Consider the following 13,676-nt stretch of genomic DNA (forward strand, 5'->3'; position numbering starts at 1 on the left):
ACTGGCCACCAAAACAAGCCAGGGCTAATCTCGCTGCTCCGCTGGCTGGGGGCGCTAGATCATGCCAAGCAATGTCTTCCGTTTCGACGAAAGCTGGGACATCCCGGAAGCGACGCCCCGGGAAGTATGGGACGTCCTCTCGGATGCCGAGCTTCTGCCGCTCTGGTGGGGCGACGCCTACAAGGAAGTCGAGCCGCTCGACAAGAAGGGCAAAGGCGTCGTCGGCTCGCGGGCGCGGGCCAGAGCCCGGGGCGCCCTGCCCTATGAGCTGAACTTCATCATTGAGGCGGCCGAACTCGAGCCGGGCCGTCTGGTCGTGGTGAAGACTTTCGGCGATTTCGACGGGCTGTGGCGGGCTGAATTGTCACCGTCGGGAAGCGGCACACATGTGAAGCTGACCTGGGAGGTAATCGTGGAGAGGCCGATCCTCAAGCTCCTGGCGCCGCTGCTCAGGCCCGCCTTCGCCTGGAATCACCGCTGGACCACGCCGCGCGGCGAAGCCGGGCTGCGGCGCTATCTGGCCGCGCAGAGGCAAAGCAAACCCTGACCCGTGGCTTACCAGTTGCGGTTGAGCCAGCTGCGCGATGGTTTCTCGACGATGTAATAGCTGCAGAGCGCGCAGGCGAAGACAGCAGCCAGCATCGGGAGGGACGCGACGTTCCGATCATAGACGAATTTGTAGAAGGGCTGCTGCCACAGATAGAGCGAATAGGACCACAGTCCGAGCATCACCATCGGCCGCGACGACAGCAACCCGGTCACATATCCGTTTGCGAAGTCGAGCACGTTGACGGCGAGCGCGAGCAGCGGCACGCCCAGCAGGTAATGCACCGGCGTCGGCACCGGATCGAGGAACAGCAAGATCGCACCCGCGGCCGCCGCCAGTGCCGCATGCTGGTTCTTCAGGAATGCCGGCAGCCGTCCATCAGCCTTCAGCAGGCAGATCGCCGCCGAAAGCAGGATCGAGGCGATATGCACGTCCGTTCGCCAGTAGCTGGTCTCGTAGTCCATGCCGAGAACCCAGTAGGAGACGGCGCCGTTGGCCATGGCAAGCGCCGACAGCACTACCAGCAGCCGCACCACATTGGCGCGTCCCGAAACCGCGACGCTGACCAGCGCCAGGATGATGTAGGCATGCTCCTCGACGCAAAGCGACCAGATATGGTCGAGCGCGCCGGCCCGATTGAGCAAGATACCGGCATAGTTGTAGGTGAATGTCAGCGCCGTGAGCGCCGCCTTCCACTTGAAGGCGACGAAGGTGCCCGCAAGCCCGATCATGGCGACAATCACGAACACCAGCAGCGCGGGATAGATGCGCGAGAAGCGCCGCTTGAAGAACTTTTTCAGCGGGAAGCGCTCGATGAACAGGATCTCGGCCATCAGCCGCCCGCTGAGCACGAAGAAGAACTCGACGCCAAGCACGCCGAGATTGATTCCCGGTACCGGAAAGAAATGCCCGATCAGCACGAGCGCGATCGACAGGCCGCGCCAGCCGTCGAGATAGGCTAGCCTGGTTCGTGCCGCGCTGTCGGCTGTGGCCCGTGGCAGGACAACAGACGCTGCGGAGATGTCGGTCATGCCCATCCCTTCGCAACTGCGGATCCGAATGCGATGCAGATGACCGCGTGCTTCGGACCCTTTGTATTCCCGCCAGGGTCATTTTGCAGTGCGGGATAATTTTGTGCAAGTGCGAAGTCCGTGATTTGGATCGCCCTCACCCGCCAAGCCGCCCACTGCAAAGGAAAAGGGGCCGCGGCCGCCCCTTTTCCTTTCCGAAGCTACGCCCTTTCAGGCGCTCGCCGCGGCCACCGCGCGCTTGGCCATCACTGTGATCAGGTTGGCATGATACTCGGCCGAGGCATGAAGATCGCTCATCAGGTCCTTGGCACGCTCTCGAGCGCCGAAGCTGCAAAGTTCTTGGCAAGCGCCAACGGCAATCTGACCTCGGACGGCACCCGCACGCTGACCTGGGACGAGGCCAACCGGCTCAAGACCGTCACGCTCTCATCCAACACCGTCAACCTGAGCTACGGACCTGACGGCGCGCGAGCGAAAAAAGCCTCTTCATTCGCCACCACGCTCTATGCCGATGCTTCGGTCGAGATCGATCCAGCAATCCCGGGCTCGGAGGTCCACACCCGCTATCCGCACCCGGACATGAAGGTTGTCGGCGCGACCAAGTTCTTCCTGCACCGCGATCATCTGGCCTCGGTGCGCATGGTCACCGACAACTCAGGCGCCATCGCCGAAGCCACCAACTACGCCACCTATGGCGAGCGCCTCAACTCAGGCTTCCAGACGCAGAAGAGCTACATCGGCGAGCGCTTCGATCCCGAGACCGGACTGCTCTACCTCAATGCCAGGTATATGGATCCGGTGCTCGGAAGGTTCATCTCGCCCGATGATTGGGATCCGACGCTGCCTGGTGTTGGCACCAACCGATATGCGTATGCCCAGAACGACCCCATCAATAAGAGCGACCCGAATGGGCATAGCTGGCTGGGTGATGCACTTGGAAAAATCGGCGAGGCCATTAGCAACGCCTTTGGAGGAAAAGGGTTAGAGGCATCCTCTCACACCGGCGAAGGGAGCGGGAAAACAGTTCCAACCGCTGATGGAGTTACGACGACCAAAGATAACCAACCACCTGATGAGGCGTTGGATAAGAAAAAATCTCTGCCGAAATTAGATCCCGGAAAGTTTCCCTTGATGGCTGGTGGTCTTGTAGGTAAGACTATCGGATTCCTTGGAGCGTTCACCACCCCAGCTAGCTCACCGCAAGAAATTGCCATTGAGAGGTCTATCACGATTCAGAATCAACTTGATAAATTCTCTCAGACAAAAGAACAACCGCGGTTGTGCCCACGAAAGAAGGCACATTTGTCGTGTCATCAAGCACAGGCAGACTCACACCTGCTCAAAGAGCTGCGTTGAACGCCAATGAAGTCGAGGGGGTTGGAGTTCCGGGAACGCACGCTGAGATCAATGCACCAAACGCAGCTGACAGCATGGGTTTGACCCCGCTAGGCGTGGCTGCAAGCCGCCCATTTTGCGGCGGATGTGCCGCAGAGGCCACGCGCCGGGGCGTAGCCTTGTTGAATTGAGTAGGTAGTGATCCATGCCGAATGTTTCGCAAAAGATTGAAGACTTTTTTGGCAAAGCCAAATTGATGTCGATAGAGCATAAGTACAGATTTTGTGCACTAGTCTCGTCAAGGATAACTCCTGAGTATGCGCGATTCTGCAAGGAGGAAAATTTGGTAGACGAGAAACTTATTTGGAACATAGTATACAAACTTTCGACAGCTTTCCCATCAAATGCCGATGTGATGGAAGCATCCAAAAATATTTCTTTATCTGTCCCAGATTGCGAAGTTTATCCAGGAAGAGACTGCGTCTTTGCGCAGAATGCTGCATTTTGCGCTTTAAATTTTTGTGAGTACGCAGAACATTTTGATGACATTTGCTTGAAAAACTGCCTTGCCAATCTTGTTGATACTGTCGACTACTTTATACAAGACTTAATGTCTATTTCGAAAATCCGGCTCGATATCGATGATGCCATCTTGGAGGCCGATGTATTTAGAAGCGAGGTCGACGAAGAATTTGAACGGTACTTTAATGTAGTCGCCAATACATCTGCTTTTCATCAGATGATTTTGCACAACCTGAATGGACAATCCGTTGTTGACCGCTGGAGCCAGCCGTTATCGTCATGAATCGAATTGGTAATGAATAAGAATTACTGTGACAGTGCACTTTTTGGCCGGAACTTACCGGGGAATTGTGGTACCATCACACCTTCGAACCACCTCTAAAACCCCGCCTGATCCCGAAACAGCTCCGCATTGTCCAGCTTCGAGACCTCGATCACCGCTTGCGTTCGGCTGTAGACGTTGAGCTTGCGCAAAATCTCCGAGACATGGGCTTTCACGGTGGTCTCGTCCACCTGCAGCTCATAGGCGATCTGCTTGTTGAGCATGCCTTGGCGCAGCATCTGCAGCACGCGCAATTGCTGCGGCGTCAGCTTGGCCAGCCGTTGCACCATGTCGGCGCGGTCGGTGCTGTCGGGGTCCGGCGGCTGCCCCTCGTAGTTTTCCGGCACATAGACAGCGCCGTCCATCACCGAGCGGATGGCGGCGGCGAGATCGCTCTTGCGCGCCGATTTCGGGATGAAGCCGGCGGCGCCATAAGACAGCGCTTCGGAGATGATCTTCGGTTCTTCATGGCCTGATACGATCACCACCGGCAGGCGCGGATAGCGGGTCCTGAGTTGCAGCAGCCCTTCGAAGCCGTGCACATCGGGCATGCTCAAGTCGAGCAGCGCCAGGTCGAACGGTTTTGCGCCGGCCAGCAGATCGATCGCCTCGGCGATCGAACGCGCCTCGACCGTGTCGACATCCGGATAGGCCATCTGCACGGCGCTGTGCAGCGCCTCGCGAAACAGCGGGTGGTCGTCGATGATCAGGAAGCGGGCGCGATCGTTGACGGCGGTCATTGCTGGGGTTCGGGCACCGGTTCGGTTTCGTCGGGCACAGGATAGCCCCGTCACCATGGCCAGATTATTGCCAATCAGTACATCGCCCGAAGCCGCCTGCCGGCAAAAGGACAGGGTCATATGGTTTCGCGTGCTAATGCCTTGCCCGGCTGGCCAAATCGGCCGAATGTGCGGACAGATCCATGCCAACACAGAGCTCGCCGATGATCGACTTCGTCCTTCCGCCGCCCGCGATGGCTTCGGTTGCCGTCGCCGGCTCGGCCGAGCGGTTTGCTGTGCGGCGCATCTTCTGCGTCGGCCGCAACTACGCCGCTCATGCGCGCGAGTCCGGCAATGACGAGCGCGACCCGCCCTTCTCCTTCACCAAGCCGGCCGACGCCGTCGTCGATAGCGGCGTCGAGATTCCCTACCCGCCTGTCACCGGCGGTGTCGACGGCATCGGCAAGATCGAGATGACCATCGGGCAGCCGAAGCGATGAGCGACCTTGTCCTGCACAACTACTACCGCTCCTCGACCTCCTACCGGGTGCGGATCGCGCTCGAGATGAAGGGGCTGAGCTACACCTATGTGCCGCATCATTTGCGCCATGGCGAGCATCTCGAGCCGGCCTATCTCGCGGTCAATCCGCAAGGACTGGTGCCGGCGCTGGTTCTGGACGACGGCAGGCTTCTGACGCAGTCGCTGGCGATCATCGAATATCTCGACGAGATCGCGCCCGAGCCGCCGCTGCTGCCGAAGGATGCGCTGGGCCGGGCGCGGGTCAGGATGCTGGCGCAGATGATCGCCTGCGACATCCATCCGGTGAACAATCTGCGCGTGCTCACCTCGCTGCGGACCTTGTTCGGCGCCGGCGACGAGGATGTCGTCAACTGGTTCAGGCACTGGGTGAACGAAGGGTTCCAGCCGCTTGAGAAGATTCTGGCTTCGTCGCCTGAGACCGGCACATTCTGTCATGGCGATGAGCCCGGTCTGGCCGACATCTGCCTTGCCGCGCAGGTCACCAACAACGCCCGCTTCGGCGTCGACATGGCGCCCTACCCGATGATCTCGCGCATCCACGCCGCCTGCATGGCGCTCCCCGCCTTCCAGAAGGCGGCTCCGCAGAACCAGATCGATGCGGAATAGAGAAGCCAAGGACGCGAAGGAGGCGAAGACGCTCGCCGATATCGAAGCGTATGGCTGCCACATTCTGTGCGTGCTGGAAGAAGACGAGCTTCCGCCTTTCGCCTACTCCGTCGGGATTGAGCACAATTTCGAAGTTCCGGAACTGGTCGTCGTCGGGCTGAAACCGGAGCTTTCCCAAAGTATCATCAACGAGTATTGCCGAAGGGTGAGAAACGGCGAAAGGTTCCAGATCGGACAGAGGGCGTCAGGTTTCCTGGGCGGCGGTTTCGAGTGCCAGTTCGGCTCGGTTCATCCGGACCAGTATCCAGAACATTTCGGCTGGGACATCTGGTTCTACGACGGTCTGGATTTCCAGGTCATGCAACTCGTCTATCCGAATACCTCCGGCATCTGGCCGTGGGACGCCGAGGCCGACGAGTGGTTTCGCAAGCGGCAGCCACTTCTCGACCAAGCCCCATCGTCAACTTAGACTTGTTGAACTGAACATATGAAAGCACTTCCATGAAAGCTGTCGTCTACGAGAAATTCGGCGAGGTGCCGACGATCCAGACCGTCCCCGACCCGAAGCCGGCGGCGGACGGCGTCGTCATCAAGGTCGAGGCGACCGGCCTTTGCCGCAGCGACTGGCATGGCTGGATGGGACACGATGACAGCATCACGCTGCCGCATGTTCCTGGACATGAGCTGGCGGGCGTCGTCGTCGCTGCCGGCAAGCAGGTGAGCCGCTGGAAGGCGGGCGACCGCGTCACCGTTCCCTTCGCCGTCGGCTGCGGAAGTTGTTTCGAATGCACTTCGGGCAACCATCAGGTCTGCGAGCACCAGACCCAGCCGGGCTTCACCGGCTGGGGCTCGTACGCCGAATATGTCGGCATCGAGCATGCCGACACCAATCTCGTGCGCCTGCCCGACGAGATGGAGTTCGCCACCGCCGCCAGTCTCGGCTGCCGTTTCGTCACTTCGTTCCGCGCCATCGTCGATCAGGGCCGGGTAACGCCGGGAGAATGGGTGGCGGTGCATGGCTGCGGCGGCGTCGGCCTGTCGGCGATCATGATCGCCAGCGCCATGGGCGCAAATGTCATCGCCATCGACCTCACCGACGAGAAGCTGGAATTCGCCGGAAAGATCGGAGCGGTGGCGACGATCAACGCCTCGACGACGCCCAATGTGGTCAAAGCGGTCAAGCAGATCACCAATGGCGGCGCGCATATGTCGATGGACGCGCTTGGCCATCCCACCACCTCGTTCAACTCGATCGCCAACCTGCGCCGGCGCGGCCGTCACGTTCAGGTCGGGCTGATGCTCGGCGAGCACGCTCGCCCGCAGGTGCCGATGGACAAGGTGATCGCCTTCGAACTCGAAATCCGCGGCAGCCACGGCATGCAGGCCTATCGGTATTCAGCAATGATGGAGATGATCCGCACCGGCAAGCTGAAGCCCGAACTGTTGGTCGGCAAGAGGATCAGCCTCGAGGAAGCGCCGGCAGCCCTTATGGCGATGGGCGGTTTTGAAGGCATCGGCATCGGCGTGGTGACGAAGTTCGGGTAGTTATCCGATTAAAACTTTTCCGCGATCACTTTACGACCGGCGTCAGCCCATACACAATTTTAAGTTGACTACACTAAAAGCGCACGCATAGATAGACAACATCCATTCTCGTGGCTGGGACCGGAAATGAGACTTTTTCTACTTTGTCTTTTGTTGCTGTGGCCTACGCTCAGTGCCTGGGCGCAAGACAGTGGACTTGCCACTGGAGCCCAAGCGCCAAGTCAGAGCGCCTCGACCTCCGATGAACCAGGGACGGGAAAGGAATCCACTCTGCGGTTCGAGGATTTTCCGGCGAAAATTTTTCAAAAGAAGGCTGCCAAGAACATCCAAATTCACCCTAATGATTCTTGGGCACAGGCAGTTAAGCCGGATATTCGCGAAGCAATGAAACACGGTGCCGATTTCGGCGGCCACTTCTCCGTTGTTCTGGTCAATTGCGGTAACGCTTGCATTGCGGCTCGCATGATCGACTTGCGCACCGGTCAACTCTTTTGGATTCCCGGAGGCTACCAACTGGATTTGGAATACTACGTGCGAAGCCGGTTGATGAGAGTTGCTTGGGTGGAGCCTTCCGAAAATCCGGTGTGCGTGCGTCAAGATTTTGAATGGACGGGGCGCAAATTCGTCAAGCGCTACGAGGATCGCGAGAAGGTCGTCGATTCTTCCGAGTGTCCTGGTTTAGCGTACATAGGCAAGCCGCCTCAGTGAGCATCAACAACAGCAGTACCCCTACTTCGCAAACTTCTTGGCGCCGAACACGCAGGCCACGACGCCGAGCGTGACGACCACCATCAGCGGGCTGACCTGCTCGTGCAGCAGCGTCGCCGCCAGCGCCAGGCCGAAGAAGGGCTGCAGCAACTGCAATTGTCCCACGGCGGCGATGCCGCCCTGCGCCAGCCCGCGATACCAGAACACGAAGCCGATCAGCATGCTGAACAGCGAGACATAGGCCAGACCGATCCATGCGCCCGACCCGACGCCGGCGAAGGATGGCGGCAGCGTCGCAAAACTCAGTGCCAGCATGACCGGCAGCGACAGAGCAAGCGCCCAGCAGATCACCTGCCAGCCGCCGAGCCGGCGCGACAGTGCCGCACCTTCCGCATAGCCCAGCCCGCAGGCGATGATGGCGGCGAGCATCAAGCCATCACCGATCGGTGAGGCGGTGACGCCTTGGGAGAGGGCAAAACCCGCGACCAGGGCGCTGCCGAGGCATGAAAACAGCCAGAAGGCCGGGCGCGGACGATCGCCGCCGCGCAGCACGCCGAAGATCGCGGTGGCCAGCGGCAGCAGGCCGACGAAGATGATGGAATGAGCCGTGGTGACGTGCTTCAGCGCCAGCGCTGTCAGCAGCGGAAAGCCCACCACCACACCCAGCGCGACAACGACCAGCGAGATGAGGTCTCCGCGCTGCGGACGTTTCTCGCGGAACAGCAGCAGCAGGGCGATGCCAAGCAGTCCGGCAATCGCCGCGCGTGCCGATGTCAGGAAGGTCGGATCGAAATCAGTCACCGCCACGCGCGTCGCCGGCAGCGAGCCGCTGAAGATCAGCACGCCGATGAAGCCGTTGATCCAGCCCGCCAAACTCTTGTCCATGATCCGCTCCGTTTGCGCTTGCGTAGCGGTGCTGGCCATGGTGCCGCCAGAGACAATAGGGTACAATTGCGCAAAACTGTAATGGCATGCAGGGAAGTACAGATGGACACGCCCGACCCCAATGCCGGCGGCGGAACGCTCGTCGAGACCGTCATGTCAGCGATCCGGCAGCGGATTGCTGCGCGCATTCTCACCCCTGGCGCGCGCTTGCCTTCGATCCGCGCCTTCGCCGGCATGATGCAGGTGTCGAAGTCGACCGTGGTCGAAGCCTATGAGCGTCTTGCCGCCGAGGGCACGATCCGCTCGCGGCCGGGCTCCGGCTTCTACGCCGCCGGTCCTCTCGCGCCGCTGTCGCTGGCCGAGATCGGCCCGCGACTGGACCGTGCCGTCGATCCGCTCTGGGTTTCGCGCCAGTCGCTTGAAGCAGGCGGCGAGATGCTGAAACCCGGCTGCGGCTGGCTGCCGGCCTCCTGGATGCCGCAGGCCGCGTTGCGCCGGGCATTGCGAGGAGCGGCGCGCGCCGACGATGCGACGCTTGCCGACTACGGCACGCCGCTCGGCCTGCCGGCGCTGCGGCAGCTGCTCGCCCGCCGCCTTTCGGCGCATGGGCTCGAGGCTTCGCCCGACCAGATCATGCTCACCGAATCCGGGACACAGGCGATCGATCTCCTGTGCCGTTTCCTGCTCGAGCCGGGCGACGCCGTGCTGGTCGACGACCCCTGCTATTTCAACTTCCATGCGCTTCTGCGTGCACACCGGGCCAAGGTCGTCGGCGTTCCCATGACGCCGTCCGGGCCCGATATCGACCTGTTCGCGCAGGCGCTGACCGAGCATCGGCCGCGCCTCTACATCACCAATTCCGCCCTTCACAATCCGACCGGCGCCGTCCTGTCGCCGGTCGTGGCGCATCGGCTGTTGAAGCTTGCCGATCAAGCGGACCTCGCCATCATCGAGGACGACATCTTCGCCGATTTCGAGCACACGCCGGCGCCGCGCCTGGCGGCGTTCGACGGCCTCGGCCGCATCGTGCAGATCGGTTCTTTTTCCAAGACACTGTCGGCTTCGATCCGTTGCGGCTTCATCGCCGCACCCCGCGACTGGATAGAAGGGCTGATCGATCTCAAGATCGCCACCACGTTCGGCGGCGGGCGACTGTCGGCGAATCTGATACTGACGCTGCTCAAGGACGGGAGCTACCGCAAACATGTCGAACAGCTGCGCGCGCGGCTGGCGCGCGCCACGGCCGAAACCGCCGCCAGGCTTAAGGCGTTAGGTATCGCGCCCTGGATCGACCAGCCAGCCGGCATGTTCTTGTGGTGCCGCCTGCCCGAGGGCATCGACGCCGCCGACGTCGCCCGCCACGCCCTGTCGGACAATGTCGTCCTGGCTCCGGGCAATGCCTTCAGCCTGTCGCACACCGCCGGCCGCTTCATGCGTTTCAACGTCGCCCAATGCGGAGATCAGCGCATCTTCAGCACGCTCGAAAAGTCGATGGCAGCATCTCATCGCAAAGCTGCATAGAGTTGGCGGATTGTCGATCGGGTGAGGTTCAGGTCAGGCCGAGTCGAAAATGGTGGTTTCTCTACGCCGGCCGTAGCCTTCATAGAGCGGAGACACTTGTGACGGCTTCGGCCGGCGAAGGCCGGCGCGTGAGCACCGGAAGCGCAGGAAGACGCCGTTTGCAGACCGGCTTCACCTGAATATCAGCAGATCCTAAGTCCCTGCCCGCTTGCGGCGCTCATACATCATGACCAGCGTTTCGGCGGTCAACGCCGGCTTCTGCTCGCCTTCGATCTCGACGGTGTTGGCGGCCTTCATCAGATACTGGCCGGGTCCGCGGTCTTCCATGGATAGCAGCGTGGTGCGCAGCCTGATGCGCGCGCCCACCTTCACCGGCGCCAGGAAGCGCACCTTATCGAAGCCGTAGTTGAAGGCGGCCTGCGTGTTCTCGGGCACGATGCCCATCTCCAGCGCCAGCGCGCCGATCATCGACAGCGTCAGATAGCCGTGCGCGATGGTGGTCCGGAACGGGCTCTGCCGTTTCGCGCGCTCCGGATCGACATGGATCCACTGATGGTCGCCGGTGCATTCGGCAAACTGGTCGATGCGGTGCTGATCGACAGTCGTCCAGTCCGATACGCCGATCTCCTGTCCGGCCATCGTCCTCAACTGCTCGAAGGTCGGCGGCGTCTTCGGCCGTGCTTCCGTCATTCCTGCTTCCCGTGGCTCTGCCCGTCTCCCGGTCCACGAACCGGCCGCCTCTGTCAATTCATCCTTCGGGTTTTGGTTAGCCCGCACCGGACGTTTGCGGTCGTGCGACGGCAACGCCGCCACACAGAGGCGATCCCGAGGCCTGCAGGAAATTGGGGCAGCCTACTTCTTGTCGTAGCCGGCGCGGATTTCCGCCATTGCTTCCTTGATCCGCTCGCGCAGGATCTCGACCGATTCGGCGCCGGATTTCCTGGCCATCTCAGCCACCTCGCCGGCATTCCTCAACGCCGCATCGAAAGACTTCCTGGCAAACTCCGCCTGCCTTGCGACCAGGTCCTGTGGATTGCCAGGAACCTTGTAGTTTTGCGCCATATCGGCGATCTCGTGCAGCGCCTCCTGCACCATTTCGCGCTGCCTGGACATCATCGAAGATGCGCCGGCGGCCCCTGCTTTCACCGATTTCTCAAGCGCTTCGAGATTCTTGCGGTGATGGCTGATGATCGCCTCGACATCGACATTCGGTACCTTGAGGTCGCGGCCGAACCTGCTGAACATGTCCAGAAAAGAGTCGGATTCCGGTCGCTTGGCCATCTCACTTCCTCCCGATCCGCCTTGCGCTGCCTCAATGCATGTCGCCCAGAAGTGTGCAGCGGTTTTGCATCAAAACAAGGCCTTGAAGCGCATTGCCTGAATCCGTGTCAGCGCGATGCGCTTCAAGGGAGAATAGTGCGCGCCCAGCCCGCGTCAATCGAGGAGAAAGAGCCGCTCCGCCGTGTACAGCACCAGGCCGGCCAGTCCGCCAATCACCATGCCGTTGAAGCGGATATATTGCAGGTCCTTGCCGATGTTCATCTCGATCAGCCGCGTCAGTTGACCCAGGTCCCAGCGCTTGACCTGGTCGGCTATGAATTTCGACACGCCGCTCTTCTGGTTCTCCACGAAGGATGCCAGCGCCACGACGAAGCCCCGGTTCATGTCCGCCCTGATCCGGGCATCGTCGGCCAGTTGGCGGCCGATCTCGACAAACATATTGGCGAGATGCGCGCGGATCGCCGAATTGGGCGCGTTGGCGTCCTGCTCGATCAAGAGCCGCAGGCTTGTCCACATGTCGCCCGCCAGCGCCTTCATCTCCGGCCGGACCAGGAAATCGCGCTTCATCTTCTCGGCGCGTCTGGCATATTGCTTGGACGTTCGCAGCCGCTCGATAAATCCTGTTGTAAAACGGTCGAACTCGGATCGCATCGGATGGTCGGGATCGGTGCGCACCTCCTCGAGCAGCGATCCGGCGGACGCGACGATCTTCTTCAAGAGATAGGCATCGGCACGAAACAGGTTGAACAGCGAAGGCAGTTCCTCGCGGATTTTTTCGCGCATCGTCGCCAAGGCCTGCTCGTCGTTCAGGAAACGTCCGACCACCCTGGTGAATTCGTCGAAGAGCTTCTGGTGGCGGCGGTCCTCGGTCATCGCCGACAGAAGCTCTGCGGCGAGCGGCGCCAGAGGCACCTTTTCGATCTGCTCAAGCATGCGGCTGGTGACGAAGTCACGTAACCCGGACTGCTCGACCGCCGCAAGGGTTTGCGGCACCAGCCGGGCGACGAACCGCGACAGGCCGGCGGCGCGTTCGGCGTCGGCCAGCCAATCGGCGACCAAAGCGGCGAAGTCGACCTCGGCGAGCTTTTCCCGCACTGGTTCCGGCGCCAGGAAATTGGCTTCGATGAAGCGGCCGAGATTGTCGGCGATGCGGTGCTGATTCTCAGGAATGATGGCGGTATGCGGGATCGGCAGCCCGAGCGGCCGCCTGAACAGTGCAACGACGGCATACCAGTCGGCCAGCCCGCCAATGGTCGCCGCTTCCGCGAAGGCAGCGACGAAACCGAGCCATGGTTGGCTGCCCTGGAAGGACTTGGCGAGCGCGAAGACGGCGATGCAAAGCGCCAGCGCCGCTGCGGCAACGGATTTGGTGCGCCTGAGCGCGGTAAGCTTGGCGGTATCGCCGCCGAAGGCAACGCTGGCCTGAACCGATTGTGACATGGTCGAGCCGCTCCTGATCAGTCTTGCGCCATATCTAGGGTGGCGTGCCGCAAAATGCCCGGTATTCAACATTCCCGTGTCCACGCACATAAAGTTGACGAGCGAATTCACCTATTATGCGAGGCTTGTCTGGAATTATTCCAAACTATGGGCCATATTCGCGGTTAAGCGATTGCTTTCATGAGGACGAAATGCGGCTGACCCGCCAGACCAACTATGCCATGCGCATCCTGATGTATTGCGCAGCCAACACGGACCGGCTGAGCCGAATCCCCGAGATTGCCACCGCCTACTCGGTGTCGGAACTGTTCCTGTTCAAGATCCTCCAGCCGCTGGTCGAGGCCGGCCTGGTCGAGACCGTGCGTGGCAGGAACGGCGGCGTCAGGCTCGGCCGCCCGGCCGAACAGATCACGCTGTTCGATGTCGTGCGCGTCACCGAAGAAAGCTTCGCCATGGCCGAATGCTTCGAGAACGACGCCGCCGAATGCCCTTTGGTCGACAGCTGCGCCTTGAATTCGGCGCTGCGTGAGGCGCTCAACGCCTTCTTCGCCGTGCTCTCCCGCTACACGATCGCCGACCTCATCGCGGCGCGCCCGAACGTGCGCAGCCTGCTTGGCATCGACCTCCTGGAGCAGCGCGCCCCGGCCGCTTGAACCGGAACGCGCCCGCGATC

Annotated in this window: 16 protein-coding genes and 1 pseudogene; 10 read left to right on the top strand and 7 right to left on the bottom strand. The window is 61.0% G+C overall.

Annotated features, from left to right (window positions below; genetic code table 11):
• The first annotated feature begins 61 nt into the window (after positions 1–61).
• Positions 62–547, top strand: coding sequence for an SRPBCC family protein (locus tag EN818_RS22700; RefSeq protein ID WP_095807162.1), 486 nt, complete (start codon positions 62–64; stop codon positions 545–547).
• 8 nt (positions 548–555) lie between these two features.
• Here EN818_RS22700 and EN818_RS22705 read toward each other — a convergent pair whose 3' ends face one another.
• The gene (locus EN818_RS22705) at positions 556–1,578 is read right to left on the bottom strand and encodes an acyltransferase (RefSeq protein WP_095807264.1); all 1,023 of its coding nucleotides are present in this window, start codon (positions 1,576–1,578) and stop codon (positions 556–558) included.
• A 210-nt stretch (positions 1,579–1,788) separates the two neighbouring features.
• Positions 1,789–1,928 (bottom strand): annotated as a pseudogene (locus tag EN818_RS34485) (carbon monoxide dehydrogenase); the annotation flags it as partial.
• A gap of 289 nt (positions 1,929–2,217) precedes the next feature.
• Here EN818_RS34485 and EN818_RS32820 point away from each other — a divergent pair.
• Both EN818_RS32820 and EN818_RS22720 read left to right on the top strand, forming a co-directional pair.
• On the top strand, positions 2,218–2,934 hold the full coding sequence (locus EN818_RS32820) for an RHS repeat-associated core domain-containing protein (RefSeq protein ID WP_245420407.1): 717 nt from the start codon (positions 2,218–2,220) through the stop codon (positions 2,932–2,934).
• Between the two features lie 184 nt (positions 2,935–3,118).
• Entirely contained in the window at positions 3,119–3,718 is a 600-nt protein-coding gene (locus EN818_RS22720; protein WP_129553897.1) for a hypothetical protein, read from the top strand.
• Between the two features lie 95 nt (positions 3,719–3,813).
• Here EN818_RS22720 and EN818_RS22725 read toward each other — a convergent pair whose 3' ends face one another.
• Positions 3,814–4,497, bottom strand: a complete 684-nt coding sequence (locus tag EN818_RS22725; RefSeq protein ID WP_095807160.1) for a response regulator transcription factor — start codon at positions 4,495–4,497, stop codon at positions 3,814–3,816.
• A gap of 203 nt (positions 4,498–4,700) precedes the next feature.
• Between EN818_RS22725 and EN818_RS22730 the strand changes: the two genes are divergently transcribed.
• The 5 genes from EN818_RS22730 to EN818_RS22750 all read left to right on the top strand — a co-directional run bounded on the left by EN818_RS22730 (position 4,701) and on the right by EN818_RS22750 (position 7,876).
• Positions 4,701–4,976 carry a fumarylacetoacetate hydrolase family protein gene (locus EN818_RS22730; protein WP_280952448.1) on the top strand — a complete coding sequence of 92 codons (276 nt, stop codon included), beginning with the start codon at positions 4,701–4,703 and terminating at the stop codon, positions 4,974–4,976.
• Entirely contained in the window at positions 4,973–5,623 is a 651-nt protein-coding gene (gene maiA, locus EN818_RS22735) for a maleylacetoacetate isomerase (protein WP_095807159.1), read from the top strand. Before EN818_RS22730 ends, maiA begins: the two co-directional genes overlap by 4 nt.
• The gene (locus EN818_RS22740) at positions 5,613–6,092 is read left to right on the top strand and encodes a DUF4262 domain-containing protein (protein WP_095807158.1); all 480 of its coding nucleotides are present in this window, start codon (positions 5,613–5,615) and stop codon (positions 6,090–6,092) included. The genes maiA and EN818_RS22740 overlap by 11 nt, the downstream gene beginning before the upstream one ends.
• A 32-nt stretch (positions 6,093–6,124) precedes the next feature.
• A complete protein-coding gene (locus EN818_RS22745) occupies positions 6,125–7,168 on the top strand; it encodes a zinc-dependent alcohol dehydrogenase family protein (RefSeq protein ID WP_095807157.1) in 1,044 nt (347 codons plus the stop codon).
• Between the two features lie 126 nt (positions 7,169–7,294).
• Positions 7,295–7,876 (top strand): hypothetical protein, encoded by a 582-nt coding sequence (locus tag EN818_RS22750; protein ID WP_095807156.1) that lies wholly within the window; start codon positions 7,295–7,297, stop codon positions 7,874–7,876.
• Positions 7,877–7,897: 21 nt separating this feature from the next.
• Here the strand turns inward: EN818_RS22750 and EN818_RS22755 are convergent, their stop codons facing one another.
• Complete coding sequence (locus EN818_RS22755; RefSeq protein WP_095807263.1) at positions 7,898–8,761, bottom strand: DMT family transporter; 864 nt, start codon at positions 8,759–8,761, stop codon at positions 7,898–7,900.
• A 102-nt stretch (positions 8,762–8,863) separates the two neighbouring features.
• On the opposite strand from EN818_RS22755, the gene EN818_RS22760 reads away from it, so the two are divergent.
• Positions 8,864–10,282, top strand: a complete 1,419-nt coding sequence (locus EN818_RS22760; RefSeq protein ID WP_095807155.1) for a PLP-dependent aminotransferase family protein — start codon at positions 8,864–8,866, stop codon at positions 10,280–10,282.
• A 192-nt stretch (positions 10,283–10,474) separates the two neighbouring features.
• Here the strand turns inward: EN818_RS22760 and EN818_RS22765 are convergent, their stop codons facing one another.
• From EN818_RS22765 to EN818_RS22775, 3 genes are all read right to left on the bottom strand, one after another.
• Positions 10,475–10,972 (bottom strand): MaoC family dehydratase, encoded by a 498-nt coding sequence (locus tag EN818_RS22765; protein WP_095807154.1) that lies wholly within the window; start codon positions 10,970–10,972, stop codon positions 10,475–10,477.
• Between the two features lie 162 nt (positions 10,973–11,134).
• Positions 11,135–11,563, bottom strand: coding sequence for a phasin family protein (locus tag EN818_RS22770; RefSeq protein ID WP_095807153.1), 429 nt, complete (start codon positions 11,561–11,563; stop codon positions 11,135–11,137).
• Positions 11,564–11,716: 153 nt separating this feature from the next.
• Entirely contained in the window at positions 11,717–13,003 is a 1,287-nt protein-coding gene (locus EN818_RS22775) for a DUF445 domain-containing protein (RefSeq protein WP_095807262.1), read from the bottom strand.
• Between the two features lie 191 nt (positions 13,004–13,194).
• Between EN818_RS22775 and rirA the strand changes: the two genes are divergently transcribed.
• Positions 13,195–13,656: an iron-responsive transcriptional regulator RirA gene (gene rirA / locus EN818_RS22780; protein ID WP_095807152.1), complete on the top strand. Its 462-nt coding sequence runs from the start codon at positions 13,195–13,197 to the stop codon at positions 13,654–13,656.
• Positions 13,657–13,676: the final 20 nt, after the last annotated feature.

The sequence above is a fragment of the Mesorhizobium sp. M3A.F.Ca.ET.175.01.1.1 genome, from assembly GCF_004791945.1.
In the GTDB taxonomy this organism is placed as follows: Bacteria; Pseudomonadota; Alphaproteobacteria; order Rhizobiales; family Rhizobiaceae; genus Mesorhizobium.